Origin of the sequence: Segatella copri (genome assembly GCF_002224675.1) — a bacterium.
In the GTDB taxonomy this organism is placed as follows: domain Bacteria; phylum Bacteroidota; class Bacteroidia; order Bacteroidales; family Bacteroidaceae; genus Prevotella; species Prevotella copri_U.
Genome location: NZ_NMPZ01000002.1, coordinates 155,854 through 171,546, shown reverse-complemented (window position 1 = coordinate 171,546; position 15,693 = coordinate 155,854). Strand labels below are relative to the sequence as shown.

Here is a 15,693-nt window from a genome sequence, read left to right as displayed (position 1 = left end):
TTATGACTACATTTCAAGAAAAAGTGAAGGCTCTCCGTGCTCATCACGAGGAATTGTTGAGCCGCAAGAATGAACCGGTAGAGTGGGGTAACGGTATCTACGAGAAATATAAGAACCCAATCCTCACCGCAGAACATACTCCACTGGAATGGCGATACGACTTCGATGAGAAGAGTAACCCATATCTGATGCAGCGCATCATGATGAATGCTACTCTCAATTCTGGTGCCATCAAGTGGAACGGCAAGTATCTCCTCGTTGTACGTGTGGAGGGTGCCGACCGCAAGAGCTTCTTCGCTGTAGCTGAGAGTCCTAACGGTATAGATAACTTCCGTTTCTGGGATGAGCCTATCACCATGCCAGAGGATGTAATTCCTGCTACCAATATCTATGATATGCGACTCACCGCCCATGAGGATGGTTATATCTATGGCGTGTTCTGTGCAGAACGCCACGATGATGACCAGCCAGGCGACCTGAGTGCTGCTACTGCTACTGCAGCTATCGCCCGTACCAAGGACCTGGTCAACTGGGAGCGTCTTCCAGACCTGAAGACCAAGAGTCAGCAGCGCAATGTGGTTCTTCATCCAGAGTTTGTAGATGGCAAATATGCTTTCTATACCCGTCCACAGGATGGTTTCATCGATACAGGTTCTGGCGGTGGTATCGGCTGGGCACTGGTAGATGACATCACCCATGCGGAGATCAAGGAAGAGAAGATCATCAATGCCCGTCATTATCACACCATCCAGGAGGTGAAGAATGGTGAGGGACCTCACCCAATCAAGACCGATAAGGGTTGGTTGCACCTGGCTCACGGTGTTCGTGGCTGTGCCAGTGGTCTCCGTTATGTGCTCTATATGTATATGACCTCTCTTGAGGATCCTACAGAAGTAATAGCAGAACCAGGTGGATACCTCCTCGTACCAGAAGGTCCTGAGTATATTGGTGATGTGATGAACGTAGTGTTTGCCAACGGTTGGATTGCAGATGAGGATGGCAAGGTATTTATCTACTATGCTTCTTCTGATACGCGTATGCATGTAGCTACCTCTACCATCGACCGTTTGGTAGATTACTGTATGAATACTCCAAAGGATGACTATCGCACTCAGTTCTCTGTAGAGAAGATCAAGGACTTGGTGGCTAAAAATAAAAAGACATTAGGTAAATAAGTATAAAGGTATTAAGATTGTAGGGATTCTCAACCTTCGTCCGTATTCTTTGTATGGACGAGGGAAGAATCCCTTTTTCGTAAAGTTCAAAGTAAAAATGGCTAGTTTAAAGGAAAAAATTGCTTATGCTTTGGGCGATGCCGCTGCCGGTGGTATCGTTTGGAAGGTGATGTCTATCGCTTTCCCTCTGTTTTTTACCAATGTCTTCGGACTCTCTTTTGCCGATGCTGCCGTGCTGATGTTGGTGGCTCGTATGTTTGATGTGGTGACCGACCCTCTGATGGGTAGTCTTGCCGACCGTACACAGAGCCGCTTCGGTACCTATCGTCCCTGGTTGATTTATGGAGCCGTTCCTTTCGGATTGGTTTTCGCGCTCCTGCTCTATACGCCTGATTTCGGTCCGGTGGGCAAGCGTATCTATGCCTATGCCCTCTATCTTCTGATGATGGCGATATATACGATGGTGAATGTACCTTATGGTTCCCTGCTCGGTGTGATGACCGAGGATGATGACGAGAAGAACCAGTTCTCATCCTTCCGTATGGTGGGTGCCTATGCGATGGGATTCGCCACCTTGCTCTCTTTCCCATATCTTCAGGAGATGGTGGGCGGTACTGCTACCCATCAGTATGCCGTTATCGGTGCCATCCTGGGTGTCGTTGCAGCCGTGATGACCCTGGCTTGCGGTCTTCTTACCAAGGAGCGGCTGAAGCCGAAGAGAGCAGAGAAGTTCTCCTTCCACCAGTTTGCCGACCTGGTACACAACAAGGCTTGGCTCTACATGACCGCCATAGCCGTATGTACCAACTTCTTCAATGGCTTCCGTTATGCAGTAGCGGGTTATATGTTCGATTACTGCCTGCATGGCAATGTCACCATCGAGGGATTGATCATCAACTACACGGTGTTCATGGCGTTCGGTGAGGTAACCTGTATGATTTTCGGAGGCGTTTCACCTTGGTTCACCCGTATGGTAGGCAGCAAGCGGATGGCATTCTTCTGGGCAGCAACCCTCTGTCTGATACTTTCATTGGCATTCTTCTTTATCCCGATGGATCCAGCTTATATCTGGGTGATGATAGCCCTCGTGGTATTGACCTCTGTAGGTATCGGTATCTATTCTCCATTGTTGTGGTCTATGTATGCCGATGTAGCCGATTATCATACCGATCATTTCGGAACCTCAGCTACCGGTCTCATCTTCTCCTCAGGTACGATGAGTCAGAAGTTTGGTACCGCCATTTCCGGTTCGCTCATCGCCCTTTTCCTGGGTTGGGCAGGTGCCAATATGATTACCGACAAGATGGGTAATACCATGATAGATCCAGCCAGTGTCACCGATTCTGTGCTTACCATGGTATGGTCTTTGTTCAGTCTTTTCCCAGCATTCATCGCATTCCTGCTGATGGTTCTTGCTTGGAAGTTCCCTATAAAAAAGTAATAATATGGAAAATCTGAAAAAAGCAATGAAGGATGTGTTGGAAAACAACATCCTCAACTATTGGATTCACAAGGTAAAGGATGAAGAGAATGGTGGCTTCTATGGACGTGTGGATGGCAACGACCAGGTACATCCTGAAGCCGAGAAAGGTGCAGTAATGAATGCCCGTATCCTGTGGGCCTTTTCTGCAGCCTACCGGGTATTGAAGAAGCCAGAGTATCTGGAGGCTGCAACCCGTGCCAAGGAGTATGTGCGTGATCATTTCCTGGATAAGGAATATGGTGGCATCTACTGGAGTGTTGATTACAAGGGCAATCCGCTTGATACCAAGAAGCAGACCTATGCTATCGGCTTTGCCATTTACGGATTTTCCGAGTATGCGCGTGCTACAGGAGATAAGGAAGCGCTGGATATTGCCATCTCCCTCTATCACGACATCGAAAAGCATGCCTTCGATGCCAAGAACAATGGATATATTGAGGCACTGACCCGTGAATGGCAGCCTATCGCAGACATGCGACTCTCTGATAAGGATGAGAATGGTTCCCGTACCATGAATACTCATCTGCATATCATTGAGCCATATACCAATCTCTATCGTGTGTGGAAGACCGAAGAGTTGGAAAAGAGCATCCGCAATCTCCTGGATATCTTTACCGAAAAGTTGCTCAATAAGGAGACTTGTCATCTCGACCTTTTCTTCAATGATGAGTGGGAAGGTAAGAGAAACATTGAGAGTTACGGTCACGATATCGAGGCATCCTGGCTGCTCCACGAAACTGCGCTCGTCTTGGGCGATAAGGAAGTACTCCATAGGATAGAGCGCATCATCCGCCGCATTGCCGATGCTGCTGATGAGGGCTTGCGCCCTGATGGCAGTATGGTATATGAACACTGGAAGGATAGTGATAAGTATGATCTCCAGCGCCAGTGGTGGGTACAGTGTGAGAATATCATCGGTCATATCGATCTCTATCAGTATTTCCGTACGGATGAGAATCTCGAAGTAGCCATTCGTTGCTGGAACTATGTGGCAAAGCATCTTCTGGATCTGCAGAACGGAGAGTGGCACTGGGCTATCCTCGAAGATGGTACGGTGAATAAGGAAGATGATAAGGCGGGCTTCTGGAAGTGCCCTTATCACAACTCTAGAATGTGTCTCGAACTGATAGAGCGTGAATATTAGAATATTCATAGGTATAGTTAATTGTTAGATGGAGTCTTGCAGCTTTCACTGCTTACGCGGTTTTTCTTCTTTCCGGAGAATAATTAGCGTAATTTGTGAAAACTGTGAGACTTTTTTTGTTTATTCCGAATAAATATTGTATATTTGCAGTCTGTAGAATTGGGACTTGCCTGGAGCCAGCCTCATTCTATATTCAAGATTCAATACTCAATATAAGAAAAAATGTACATAGCAGTAGCAGGAAATATCGGTAGTGGAAAGACCACGCTTACCAAGATGCTCTCCAAGCATTACGGCTGGAAACAGTACTTGGAGCCAGTGGCAGAGAATCCCTACATCGATGACTATTACAAGGACATCCCCCGATGGGCTCTCAATATGGAGGTCTTCTATCTGAAGCAGCGATTCAAGAATCTGCTTGAGATTCAGCATTGTAAGGAGACTGTCATTCAGGATCGTACCATTTTTGAGGGCGTGTATGTCTTTGCAGCCAATAATAGAAAGATGGGTAATATGGACCAGCGCGACTTCGATACCTATATGGAACTCTTCGAGTCGATGATGGAAGTGGTGGAGATGCCGGAACTGATGATTTATCTCCGTTCTTCTGTACCACATCTTGTGAAGAATATTCAGAAACGAGGCCGTGACTACGAGCAGAAGATGCCTATCGATTATCTTGAGGGAATCAATCTTCTCTACGATGATTTCATTATGAACAAGTATAAGGGTAGGGTGCTGGTAGTAGAGGTGGATAACCTCGACTTCGAGCATAATCCCAAGCAGTTTGGAGATATCATCGACAAGATTGATGCCAAGCTCTTCGGCTTCTTCTCTTAAAAGTAAAAACGTAAAAAAGTAATAAAATGCATATAGCAATAGCTGGAAATATAGGAAGCGGCAAGACTACCTTGACCAAGATGCTTGCCAAGAGATATGGCTGGAAGGCAAACTTCGAGCCGGTAGATAACAATCCATACCTTGCCGATTATTACAAGGATATGGAGCGATGGTCGTTCAATCTTCAGATTTACTTTCTGAACAAGCGATTCCACGATGTGGTGGAGATTTCCCGTTCGGAGCAGACCATCGTGCAGGATAGAACCATCTTCGAGGATGCGCGCATCTTTGCCCCAAATCTTCACGATATCGGCATGATGAGCGACAGGGATTTCAAGAACTATACCGATCTCTTCGATTTGATGATCAGTCTGGTGAAGCTTCCAGACCTGATGATTTACATCAAGAGCAGTATCCCGACCCTCGTGAAGCACATCGAGAAGCGAGGCAGAGATTTCGAGAAGAGCATCCGCATCGACTATCTCCAGGGCTTGAACAACCGTTACGAGGAATGGATCAAGGATTACAAGGGCCGACTCATCATCATCGATGGCGATACCTTGGAGTTTGCTGATAATCCTGAGGATTTCCGCAAGGTTACCGATCTCATCGACGCCGAACTGTTTGGCTTATTCAAATAATAGTTTGGCTTATTCTATAACAGAAACAACGTATGTTCGCCAGTGTCGGATGCCTGTCCGCCACTGGCGAATGTGTATCCATATACAGTCGGATACATGCCCGATACAACCTATTTTAGCATCTAATAACCTTTTTTTTGCCCGATATTTAACATTTAACATTAAAAATTATATTCTTTCAGAAATATTTGCTACCTTTGCAGCCGCTTAGAAGCAATTAGACAAAAATAACGTTATAAAAATTTTTATGAACTTTACACTATTTATCACCGTTTTGCTGACGGCTGTAACCTTGGTGGTGGCTGCTTATGTCATCGCGAAGTTGATCGGTCCTCGTTCATACAATCCGGTTAAGGGTGAACCTTTTGAGTGCGGTATTCCGACACGTGGCAGCTCATGGTTGCCATCACACATCGGTTACTATCTCTTCGCCATCCTTTTCCTGATGTTTGATATCGAGACAGTAATGCTTTACCCATGGGCAGTTGTAGTTAAGCAGTTTGGACCAATGGCTCTCGTGAGCATCGGGTTCTTCCTGTTGGTATTGGTATTTGGCCTTGCATACGCTTGGCGGAAAGGAGCATTGGAATGGAAGTAAACAAAAGAGCCTCTATCAAGAGTATTCCTTACGACGAGTTTAAGGACAATGACACCCTCGAAAAGATTGCGCAGGAGCTCAATGAGGGGGGTGCTAACGTGGTAGTCGGTTCCCTTGATGCTGCCATCAACTGGGGACGTAGTAACTCACTCTGGTCACTGACCTTCGGTACTTCTTGCTGTGGTATCGAGTTCATGGCTGTAGGTTGTGCCCGTTACGACTTCTCCCGTTTCGGTTTCGAGGTAACCCGTAACTCTCCACGCCAGGCTGACTTGATCATGTGTGCCGGTACTATCACCAATAAGATGGCACCAGTGTTCAAGCGTTTGTATGATGAAATGGCTGAGCCTAAGTATGTGGTAGCTGTGGGTGGATGCGCCATCTCTGGTGGTCCGTTTAAGAAGAGCTACAATGTGGTTCGTGGTATCAGCGAGTTGGTTCCTGTGGATGTTTATATCCCTGGATGTCCTCCACGCCCTGAGGCTATCCTTTACGGTATGATGCAGTTGCAGCGTAAGGTAAAGGTTGAGAAATTCTTCGGTGGTGCCAACCACAAGATGAATCAGGATGAGAAGGAGCTCTCTATGAGCAAGGGCGGTCTCCGCGGTTTGAGCAACGAGAACCTCTCTGACAGCGAGAAGCTCGGACACAAGGAGCCTATCATCGTAACTGAAGTACCTGAGGATTTCGACCCTCAGAAAGGTCTAACTGATTAATATAATAAGGTATAAGAACATGAAACTGAATAATATTGAATTGAGTTTTGATAATTTCGCCTCAGAAATGGCGAAGTTGAAGAACGAGAAGCATTTCGACTACCTTGTTACCATCATCGGTGAAGACTTCGGTGAGGAAGGTCTCGGATGTATCTATATTCTCGAGAATACTCAGACCAGCGAGCGCTGCTCAGTAAAGACCATCGCCAAGAAGGTGGATGGCAGTGATGTGATTCCTACAGTTATTAACCTTTGGAAGGTGGCTGACCTCCTGGAGCGTGAAGTCTTCGATTTCGTGGGTATCAAGTTCTTGGGTCACCCAGATATGCGCCGTCTTTTCCTCCGCACAGATTTCCAGGGCTATCCATTGCGCAAGGACTTCGATATGAGCCCTGAGGCAAACAAGTTCCCTTGCACCGATGAGCCAGAGGATGACTTCACCATGGAGTACTCCCTGAGCGAGGATGGTCACTTGGTTGCTACAGAGAAGCGTCGCTTCGACGAGGATGAGTATGTTGTCAATATCGGTCCTAACCACCCATCTACCCACGGTGTGCTCCGTCTGCAGACCGTTATCGATGGTGAGACCGTAAAGCGCATCTATCCACACCTTGGTTATATTCACCGTGGTATCGAGAAGATGTGGGAGAGCATGACCTATCCACAGACCTTGGCATTGACCGACCGTCTGAACTATCTTTCTGCGATGATGCACCGCCACGCTCTGGTAGGCGTTATCGAGGAGGCGATGGGTATCGAACTCTCAGACCGTATCCACTACATCCGTACCATCATGGATGAGTTGCAGCGTATCGACTCACACTTGTTGTTCCTCGGCTGTACCGCACAGGACTTGGGTGCCTTGACCGCATTCCTCTACTGCATGCGCGACCGTGAGCACGTATTGAACGTCATGGAGGAGACCACTGGTGGCCGTCTGATCCAGAACTACTACCGTATCGGTGGCCTTCAGGCAGATATCGACCCTAACTTCGTTCAGAACGTGAAGACCCTCTGCAAGTATCTCCGTCCGATGATTCAGGAGTACCTCGACGTATTCGGCGACAACGTGATTACTCACAACCGTCTCGAAGGCGTAGGACCAATGAACCTTGAGGATTGTATCAACTATGCCGTAACCGGTCCTGCCGGCAGAGCATCAGGTTGGAAGAACGATACCCGCAAGCGTCATCCATACGATATGTACGACAAGGTAGAGTGGAAGGAAATCACCCTTACCGGTTGCGATTCAATGGATCGTTACTATGTACACATCCAGGAGTTGTATCAGAGCTTGGACATCATCGAGCAGTTGATCGACAACATTCCAGAGGGTGAGTACTACATCAAGCAGAAGCCAATCATCAAGGTTCCAGAGGGACAGTGGTACTTCTCTGTAGAGGGTGCCAGCGGCGAGTTTGGTGTATATCTCGACTCAAAGGGTGACAAGAGTCCATACCGTATGAAGATGCGTCCGATGGGTCTCTCACTCACAGGAGCCTTGGATCCAATGCTCCGTGGTCAGAAGATCGCCGACCTCATCACTACAGGTGCAGCAATCGATTTCGTAATCCCTGATATTGATAGATAATTATGTTTGATTTTAGTATAGTAACAACATTCATCGACAATCTGCTTCGCCAGACCTTGGGTCTGGGCGACTTCCTGTCGATTCTGATTGAGTGCGTGCTCGTGGGTGTCTGCATTTTGACAGCATATGCCCTCATCGCTATCGTACTTATCTTCATGGAGCGTAAGGTGTGTGCCTACTTCCAGTGCCGTCTTGGCCCTATGCGTGTAGGTCCTTGGGGTATCTTCCAGGTATTCGCCGACGTGCTCAAGATGTTGATCAAGGAGATCTTCGCCGTGGATAGAGCCGACAAGCTGCTCTACTACATGGCACCATTCCTCGTGATCATTGCCTCTGTAGGTACTTTCTCATTCCTTCCATGGAACAAGGGAGCTCATATTCTTGACTTCAACGTAGGTGTATTCCTCATCACAGCCGTAAGTTCTATCGGCGTTTTGGGTGTGTTCCTCGCTGGTTGGGCATCTAACAACAAGTACTCTGTGGTTTCTGCCATGCGTGGTGCCGTACAGATGATTTCTTACGAGATGTCTCTCTGCCTCTGCCTGATTTCTGCAGTAGTTCTCACCGGAACCATGCAGGTAAGCGGTATCGTTGAGGCTCAGACTGGTGCTTGGAACTGGTTGATTATCAAGGGTCATGTACCAGCAATCCTGGCTTTCCTCGTATTCCTCGTAGCAGGTAACGCTGAGGCTAACCGTGGTCCTTTCGACTTGGCTGAGGCTGAGAGTGAGTTGACCGCCGGTTACCACACAGAGTATTCAGGTATGGGCTTCGGTTTCTACTACCTGGCCGAGTACCTCAACCTCTTCGTGATTTCTGGTATCGCTTCTACCGTATTCCTCGGTGGTTGGGCGCCATTGAACATCGGTATCGAGGGCTTCGACAATCTGATGAACCTCATCCCAGGTTTCATCTGGTTCTTCGGTAAGACCTTCGCGGTGGTATGGCTCCTGATGTGGGTACGCTGGACCTTCCCTCGTCTGCGTATCGACCAGATCCTGAAGTTGGAGTGGAAGTATCTGATGCCATTGTCACTCATCATTCTGATCTTGATGACCGTGTGCGTAGCATTCGGAATCCACGGATAATCTTTAATACACATTATTATAATAATAAGAAAGTATGTCTAACAATTCATATTTCGGCGGTATTGCAGCGGGTTTGAAGACCCTCGCTACTGGTATGAAGGTCACCATGAAGGAGTACTTCACACCAAAGAGCACAGAGCAGTATCCTGAGAACCGCAAGACTACACTCCACATCTCTCCACGTTTCCGTGGACGCTTGGTCTTTGTTCGTGATGAGAACGAGGCTTACAAGTGTGTGGGTTGTACATTGTGTGAGAAGTCATGCCCTAACGATACCATCAAGATTCAGACCGAGATGGTGGAGGACCCAGAGACAGGCAAGAAGAAGCGCAAGTTGGTGGATTACCAGTACGACTTGGGCGACTGCATGTTCTGCGAGCTCTGTGTCAACGCATGTAACTTCGGTGCAATCAAGTTTGTCAACGATTTCGAGAATGCAGTCTTCGACCGCAACAAGTTGGTGATGCACCTTGACAAGGAGGTATATAAGGGCGGTAGCCTTCCAAACCTCATCGAGGGTGGTGCACCATTGGAAATCGGTAAGTTTAACACCAAGACTAAGTAAGGAGGACATTAGACAATGATAACAGCTAATTTATTTATGTTCGTCATCTTGGCAGTAGTCATCCTTGGCTCAGCCATCATGTGCGTAGCTACCAAGCGTATCATGCGTGCGGCAACCTTCCTGTTGTTCGTGCTCTTCGGTATTGCAGGTATGTTCTTCCTGCTCGACTATACCTATCTGGGTGCTGCTCAGATTTCAGTATATGCCGGCGGTATCACCATCCTCTACGTCTTCGCTATCCAGTTGGTATCTAAGCGTACCCTTCAGGGTCTGCTGGAGCATGTCAAGGGTAGCAAGATCTTGGGCCGCGCACTTGTCTGCCTCGTAGGTTTCGTCACCTTGGCAGTCATCGTGTTGAAGAATCACTTTATTGATATGGCTGCATCTGTAGCCGACACCGAGGTGCCAATGGAGCAGGTAGGTTCTGCCCTGGTAGGTGCTGACAAGTATGGCTATGTATTGCCATTCGAGTTCATCTCCGTATTCCTGTTGGCATGTATCATCGGTGGTATCTTAATCGCAAGAAAGGAGGATAAGAAATGATTCCAGTACAATATTTCTTCGTGCTCTCAGCACTCTTGTTCTTCATCGGAGTCTATGGCTTCTGTACACGCCGTAACCTCGTAGCCATGCTCATCTCCATCGAGCTTGTATTGAATGCAGCCGATTTGAACTTCGCTGTGTTCAACCGCATCCTCTTCCCAGGACAGTTGGAAGGTTTCTTCTTCACATTGTTCTCTATCGGAGTAGCAGCAGCCGAGACAGCCGTAGCACTCGCTATTATTATCAACGTTTACCGCAACTATCACAGTGACCAGGTGAACAGTATTGAAAACATGAAATTCTAAAAGACAATGGAATACAATTATGCATTTTTGATACTTCTTCTGCCATTCCTGAGCTTCCTGGTTCTGGGACTTGTGGGTATGAAGATGAAAAGACCGGTAGCAGCACTCATCGGTACCGTATTGATGGGCTGTGTATTCGCCATGTCTGTCTATACAGCATACGAGTACTTCTTTGCAGTGGGTCGCGATGCCTCTACAGGTATGTACCCAACTGTTACCGTATTTAATTTCACATGGTTGAAGTTTACTGAGTTGCTCACCTTCAACATCGGTTTCCGTCTGAGCCCAATCTCTGTATTGATGCTCATCGTGATTACCACCGTCAGCTTCATGGTTCACATCTACAGCTTCGGCTATATGGCAGAGCGTGATGAGAACTACAAGGTTGAGGAATATGAGAAGGGTATGCAGCGTTTCTACGCTTACCTGAGCCTCTTCACCATGTCTATGTTGGGCTTGGTAGTAGCTACCAACATCTTCCAGATGTATCTGTTCTGGGAGTTGGTGGGTGTCTGCTCATACCTGCTCATCGGTTTCTACTATCCAAAGCATGCTGCAGTTCATGCCAGCAAGAAGGCGTTCATCGTTACCCGTTTCGCTGACCTCTTCTTCCTCATCGGTATACTGTTCTACAGCTTCTACGTAGGAACCTTCAACTACGACTTGAATGCTCAGCCAGAGTTGAATTCAGCTTTGGCAGGTGCAGCTTGGGTTATGCCAACAGCGTTGTTCCTCATGTTCATCGGTGGTGCCGGTAAGAGTGCGATGTTCCCATTGCACATCTGGTTGCCAGATGCGATGGAGGGTCCAACACCTGTTTCTGCGTTGATCCACGCCGCTACCATGGTTGTAGCCGGTGTTTATCAGGTAGCCAGCCTCTTCCCAATCTGGGTACAGTATGCTCCTGAAACATTGCACTATGTAGCTTACATTGCAGCCTTCACCGCATTCTATGCAGCAGCCGTAGCTTGCTGCCAGCGTGATATCAAGCGTGGTCTGGCTTTCTCTACGATTTCTCAGATTGCCTACATGCTCGTAGCGCTCGGTGTCTGCTTCGCAGTAGATAACCACCACGGTGGTTTGGGTTACATGGCTGGTATCTTCCACCTGTTTACCCACGCTATGTTCAAGGCATTGCTCTTCCTCTGCTCTGGTGCCATCATCGTCATCATCGGCAGCAACTTCAAGGAGTACATGGGTGGTCTGCACAAGTACATGCCTATTACCAACATCTGTTTCTTGATTGGTTGCTTGGCGATTGCAGGTATTCCTCCATTCGCAGGTTTCTGGTCAAAGGATGAGATCATCTCAGCATGCTTCCAGTTCTCTCCATTCATGGGCTGGTTCATGACCGTGGTAGCTGGTATGACAGCATTCTACATGTTCCGTCTTTACTACGTGATCTTCTGGGGACAGAGCTACTATGAGCTGGATCCAGAGAACCGTCGTAAGCCACAGGAGGTTCCATTCGTGATGTGGGGTCCATTGGTATTCCTCGCCATCATCTCTTGCCTCTGTGGTCTGATTCCATTCGGTCACTTCGTATCTGCTACAGGTCAGAGCTACGATATCCATATCGACATGAGCGTGGCTACTACATCTGTGATTGTTGCAATCATCGGTATCGGTTTGGCTACTTACATGTATGCTCCTAAGAAGACTCCATTGGCAGACGCTTTGGCTAAGAAGATGCCTAAGTTGCACAAGGCAGCCTTGAACCGTTTCTATATCGACGATGCTTGGCAGTTCTTCACTCACAAGATTGTCTTCGGTCTGTTCTCAAAGCCAATCGCATGGTTCGACCGTCGTGTCATCGATGGTACCTTCAACTTCATGGCTTGGGGTGCACAGGAGGCAGGCGAGACTATCCGTCCATGGCAGAGTGGTGATGTTCGCAGCTATGCTATCTGGTTCCTCACCGGTACAGTGGCATTGACCCTGTGTCTGCTCGCTCTTCTTTAATGAATGTCTCACAATTAAGTAAATAGAAAAGAAATGAATTTAAGTATATTCGTCATAGTACCACTCCTGATGTTGCTCGGCCTCTGGTTGGCACGCAACGACAAGCAGGTTCGTGGTGTGATGGTAGCCGGTGCCAGCGTATTGCTCGCACTCTCCATCTATTTGGTGTTTGCATTTCTCGAAGCTCGTGAGACAATGCCAGCCGACCAAGCTCCGATGCTCTTCACCTATCCCTGTGTGCCTTGGTTTGAACCATTGCACATCAACTATTCACTCGGTGTGGATGGTATCTCAGTGGTGATGATTCTCTTGACATCCATCATCGTGTTCACCGGTACATTTGCCTCTTGGCAGATGGAGCCAATGAAGAAGGAATACTTCCTCTGGTTCACCCTCTTGAGCATCGGTGTATATGGCTTCTTCATCTCTATCGATATGTTCACCATGTTCATGTTCTATGAGGTAGCGCTGATTCCAATGTACCTCCTCATCGGTGTATGGGGTAGTGGTGCGAAGGAGTATTCTGCCATGAAGTTGACCTTGATGTTGATGGGTGGTTCTGCACTCCTCATCATCGGTATCCTGGGTATCTACTTCTACAGTGGTGCTCAGACCTTCGAAATCCTGGATATCGCTCACCATACCAATGGCGCTCATGCTATCCCAGAGAGCGTGCAGAACGTGTTCTTCCCATTGCTCTTCATCGGTTTCGGTATCCTCGGTGCGCTGTTCCCATTCCATACATGGTCTCCTGACGGTCACGCAAGTGCGCCTACAGCTGTATCTATGTTGCATGCCGGTGTATTGATGAAGTTGGGTGGTTACGGTTGCTTCCGTATCGCCATGTTCCTCTTGCCAGCTGCTACTCACGGATTCTGGATCAAGGTATTCCTCGTGCTGACTACCATCTCTATCGTATATGGTGCTTTGTCAGCTTGTGTACAGACCGACTTGAAGTACATCAACGCTTACTCATCAGTATCTCACTGTGGTATGGTGCTCTTCGCTCTCTGTATGATGACAGAGACAGCTGCTACTGGTGCAATCCTCCAGATGTTGTCTCACGGTTTGATGACCGCCCTCTTCTTCGCCGTTATCGGTATGATTTACCATCAGGCTGGTACACGTGACGTACGTTACCTGGGTGGTTTGATGAAGATTATTCCATTCCTCTCTGTAGGTTATGCAGTAGCTGGTTTGGCTAACCTCGGTTTGCCAGGTTTCTCAGGTTTCGTAGCCGAGATGACCATCTTCGTAGGTTCATTCCAGAATGCAGATACATTCCATCGTGTATGTACCATCATCGCATGTACATCAATCGTAGTAACAGCGGTTTACATCCTGCGTTGTGTTGGTAAGATCCTTTATCAGAAGGTTCCTAATCCAAAGTTGGAGAAGCTCCACGATGCTACCTGGGACGAGCGTATCGCTGTAGCAGGTCTGATTGCCTGCGTTGCAGGTCTCGGTATGTTCCCACTCTGGGCAGAGAAGATTATCATGGACGCCGTAGGTCCTATCTTTAGTGTAATCATGTAATAAATATCAGAAGAAATGAATTACAGTCAATTTTTAAATATGTTTCCAGAAGCTTCCTTGATGGTAGTTCTGTTGATCACTTTTATTGCTGACTTCTGCAGTTCCAAGAACTCAGACCGTCAGTGGTTCAATCCTCTGGTATGTCTCTTGATGTTGGCTCACATCTGCTTCAACATCTATCCTACAGAAGCCGCAGAGGCATTTGGCGGCATGTACACCACGGGTCCTGCTGCCGGTGTCTTGAAGACTATCCTGGCTCTGGGTACCCTCATCGTGTTGGTACAGGCTAAGGAGTGGTTGAGCCGTAAGGACACAGCCTTCAAGGAGGGTGAGTTCTATATGTTGATTATCTCTACCTTGCTCGGTATGAACATGATGGTAAGTGCCAACCACTTCCTCCTGTTCTTCCTCGGCCTCGAAATGGCATCTGTGCCAATGGCTTGCTTGGTAGCATTCGATAAGTATCGTCACCATTCTGCTGAGGCAGGTGCCAAGTTCGTTTTGACCGCTACTTTCTCTAGCGGTGTGATGATCTACGGTATCTCTCTGCTCTATGCAGCTTGCGGTACTTTGTACTTCGAGGATATGGCTAATGTCATCACTGCGTCTCCATTGACCATCGCTGGTATGGTATTCTTCTTCAGTGGTCTCGGCTTCAAGATTTCCTTGGTTCCTTTCCACTTCTGGACAGCCGATTCATACCAGGGTGCACCAACTACTGTTACTGGTTATCTGTCAGTAGTATCTAAGGGTGCTGCTGCGTTCACACTCTGCGCCATCCTCATGAAGGTGTTCCAGCCAATGGTAGAGTACTGGACCGTATTGCTCTACATCGTGATTGTACTTTCTATCACTATCGCCAACCTGTTTGCCATCCGTCAGAGCGACCTGAAGCGTTTCATGGCATTCTCTTCTATCTCTCAGGCAGGTTACATCATGTTGGCAGTGGTAGGCAACTCAGCGATGAGCGTTACAGCCCTGACTTACTATGTATTGATTTACGTAGTAGCCAACCTGAGTGTCTTCGCCATCATCTCATCTATTGAGGAGCACAACAACGGTACAGTTCAGATGGACAGCTACAATGGTTTGTACAAAACCAATCCACGTCTGGCATTCCTGATGACTTTGGCATTGTTCTCATTGGGTGGTATTCCTCCATTTGCAGGTATGTTCTCTAAGTTCTTCGTGTTCATGGCAGCGGTACAGGGAGCTGATATCCATACCACCCTCGGTGGTTGGGCATACGGCGTCGTATTCATTGCCTTGGTTAACACCGTATTGAGCTTGTACTACTATCTGCTCATCGTGAAGGCGATGTTCATCAAGCATAGCGATAATCCGCTTCCTACTTTCCAGAGCGCATTCTCAACCAAGTTGGCGCTTGCTATCTGCACGGTAGGTATCGTAGCATTCGGTGTTTGTTCATTCGTATTCGACTGGATTTCAGTGGCAGCGAATGCGTAAATCATCAATAATTTATAAAATCCCGGCAATCGGTAAAGA

Annotated in this window: 15 protein-coding genes; all 15 read left to right on the top strand. The window is 47.7% G+C overall.

The genetic code is table 11. The features are described 5' to 3' along the window. Positions 1–2: 2 nt before the first annotated feature. Complete coding sequence (locus CFT61_RS02735) at positions 3–1,175, top strand: glycoside hydrolase family 130 protein (protein ID WP_089542951.1); 1,173 nt, start codon at positions 3–5, stop codon at positions 1,173–1,175. Between the two features lie 97 nt (positions 1,176–1,272). Then, positions 1,273–2,616: an MFS transporter gene (locus CFT61_RS02730; protein WP_089542950.1), complete on the top strand. Its 1,344-nt coding sequence runs from the start codon at positions 1,273–1,275 to the stop codon at positions 2,614–2,616. A gap of 4 nt (positions 2,617–2,620) precedes the next feature. After that, positions 2,621–3,802, top strand: a complete 1,182-nt coding sequence (locus CFT61_RS02725; protein WP_176425477.1) for an AGE family epimerase/isomerase — start codon at positions 2,621–2,623, stop codon at positions 3,800–3,802. Between the two features lie 222 nt (positions 3,803–4,024). Further along, on the top strand, positions 4,025–4,642 hold the full coding sequence (locus CFT61_RS02720; protein ID WP_089542949.1) for a deoxynucleoside kinase: 618 nt from the start codon (positions 4,025–4,027) through the stop codon (positions 4,640–4,642). Positions 4,643–4,668: 26 nt separating this feature from the next. Then, positions 4,669–5,283, top strand: coding sequence for a deoxynucleoside kinase (locus CFT61_RS02715; RefSeq protein ID WP_089542948.1), 615 nt, complete (start codon positions 4,669–4,671; stop codon positions 5,281–5,283). 247 nt (positions 5,284–5,530) lie between these two features. Next, the gene (locus CFT61_RS02710) at positions 5,531–5,881 is read left to right on the top strand and encodes an NADH-quinone oxidoreductase subunit A (RefSeq protein WP_089542947.1); all 351 of its coding nucleotides are present in this window, start codon (positions 5,531–5,533) and stop codon (positions 5,879–5,881) included. Further along, positions 5,872–6,597, top strand: coding sequence for an NADH-quinone oxidoreductase subunit B (locus tag CFT61_RS02705; protein WP_089542946.1), 726 nt, complete (start codon positions 5,872–5,874; stop codon positions 6,595–6,597). Before CFT61_RS02710 ends, CFT61_RS02705 begins: the two co-directional genes overlap by 10 nt. Positions 6,598–6,616: 19 nt before the next feature. Continuing rightward, entirely contained in the window at positions 6,617–8,188 is a 1,572-nt protein-coding gene (locus CFT61_RS02700; RefSeq protein ID WP_089542945.1) for an NADH-quinone oxidoreductase subunit C, read from the top strand. Between the two features lie 2 nt (positions 8,189–8,190). Beyond that, complete coding sequence (gene nuoH / locus CFT61_RS02695) at positions 8,191–9,276, top strand: NADH-quinone oxidoreductase subunit NuoH (protein ID WP_089542944.1); 1,086 nt, start codon at positions 8,191–8,193, stop codon at positions 9,274–9,276. 34 nt (positions 9,277–9,310) lie between these two features. Further along, positions 9,311–9,841 (top strand): NuoI/complex I 23 kDa subunit family protein, encoded by a 531-nt coding sequence (locus CFT61_RS02690; protein WP_089542943.1) that lies wholly within the window; start codon positions 9,311–9,313, stop codon positions 9,839–9,841. 15 nt (positions 9,842–9,856) lie between these two features. Then, positions 9,857–10,384 (top strand): NADH-quinone oxidoreductase subunit J family protein, encoded by a 528-nt coding sequence (locus CFT61_RS02685; protein WP_089542942.1) that lies wholly within the window; start codon positions 9,857–9,859, stop codon positions 10,382–10,384. Next, the gene (gene nuoK, locus CFT61_RS02680) at positions 10,381–10,689 is read left to right on the top strand and encodes an NADH-quinone oxidoreductase subunit NuoK (RefSeq protein ID WP_006846356.1); all 309 of its coding nucleotides are present in this window, start codon (positions 10,381–10,383) and stop codon (positions 10,687–10,689) included. Before CFT61_RS02685 ends, nuoK begins: the two co-directional genes overlap by 4 nt. Positions 10,690–10,695: 6 nt before the next feature. Continuing rightward, positions 10,696–12,651, top strand: coding sequence for an NADH-quinone oxidoreductase subunit L (nuoL, locus tag CFT61_RS02675; protein ID WP_089542941.1), 1,956 nt, complete (start codon positions 10,696–10,698; stop codon positions 12,649–12,651). A gap of 33 nt (positions 12,652–12,684) precedes the next feature. Continuing rightward, entirely contained in the window at positions 12,685–14,187 is a 1,503-nt protein-coding gene (locus CFT61_RS02670; RefSeq protein WP_089542940.1) for a complex I subunit 4 family protein, read from the top strand. Between the two features lie 15 nt (positions 14,188–14,202). Beyond that, positions 14,203–15,654 carry an NADH-quinone oxidoreductase subunit N gene (locus CFT61_RS02665; protein ID WP_089542939.1) on the top strand — a complete coding sequence of 484 codons (1,452 nt, stop codon included), beginning with the start codon at positions 14,203–14,205 and terminating at the stop codon, positions 15,652–15,654. Positions 15,655–15,693 lie beyond the last annotated feature (39 nt).

Coding starts and splice junctions, on each gene's coding strand:
- CFT61_RS02735 (WP_089542951.1), top strand. CDS start 3: ATGACTACATTTCAAGAAAAAGTGAAGGCTCTCCGTGCTCATCACGAG.
- CFT61_RS02730 (WP_089542950.1), top strand. CDS start 1,273: ATGGCTAGTTTAAAGGAAAAAATTGCTTATGCTTTGGGCGATGCCGCT.
- CFT61_RS02725 (WP_176425477.1), top strand. CDS start 2,621: ATGGAAAATCTGAAAAAAGCAATGAAGGATGTGTTGGAAAACAACATC.
- CFT61_RS02720 (WP_089542949.1), top strand. CDS start 4,025: ATGTACATAGCAGTAGCAGGAAATATCGGTAGTGGAAAGACCACGCTT.
- CFT61_RS02715 (WP_089542948.1), top strand. CDS start 4,669: ATGCATATAGCAATAGCTGGAAATATAGGAAGCGGCAAGACTACCTTG.
- CFT61_RS02710 (WP_089542947.1), top strand. CDS start 5,531: ATGAACTTTACACTATTTATCACCGTTTTGCTGACGGCTGTAACCTTG.
- CFT61_RS02705 (WP_089542946.1), top strand. CDS start 5,872: ATGGAAGTAAACAAAAGAGCCTCTATCAAGAGTATTCCTTACGACGAG.
- CFT61_RS02700 (WP_089542945.1), top strand. CDS start 6,617: ATGAAACTGAATAATATTGAATTGAGTTTTGATAATTTCGCCTCAGAA.
- nuoH (WP_089542944.1), top strand. CDS start 8,191: ATGTTTGATTTTAGTATAGTAACAACATTCATCGACAATCTGCTTCGC.
- CFT61_RS02690 (WP_089542943.1), top strand. CDS start 9,311: ATGTCTAACAATTCATATTTCGGCGGTATTGCAGCGGGTTTGAAGACC.
- CFT61_RS02685 (WP_089542942.1), top strand. CDS start 9,857: ATGATAACAGCTAATTTATTTATGTTCGTCATCTTGGCAGTAGTCATC.
- nuoK (WP_006846356.1), top strand. CDS start 10,381: ATGATTCCAGTACAATATTTCTTCGTGCTCTCAGCACTCTTGTTCTTC.
- nuoL (WP_089542941.1), top strand. CDS start 10,696: ATGGAATACAATTATGCATTTTTGATACTTCTTCTGCCATTCCTGAGC.
- CFT61_RS02670 (WP_089542940.1), top strand. CDS start 12,685: ATGAATTTAAGTATATTCGTCATAGTACCACTCCTGATGTTGCTCGGC.
- CFT61_RS02665 (WP_089542939.1), top strand. CDS start 14,203: ATGAATTACAGTCAATTTTTAAATATGTTTCCAGAAGCTTCCTTGATG.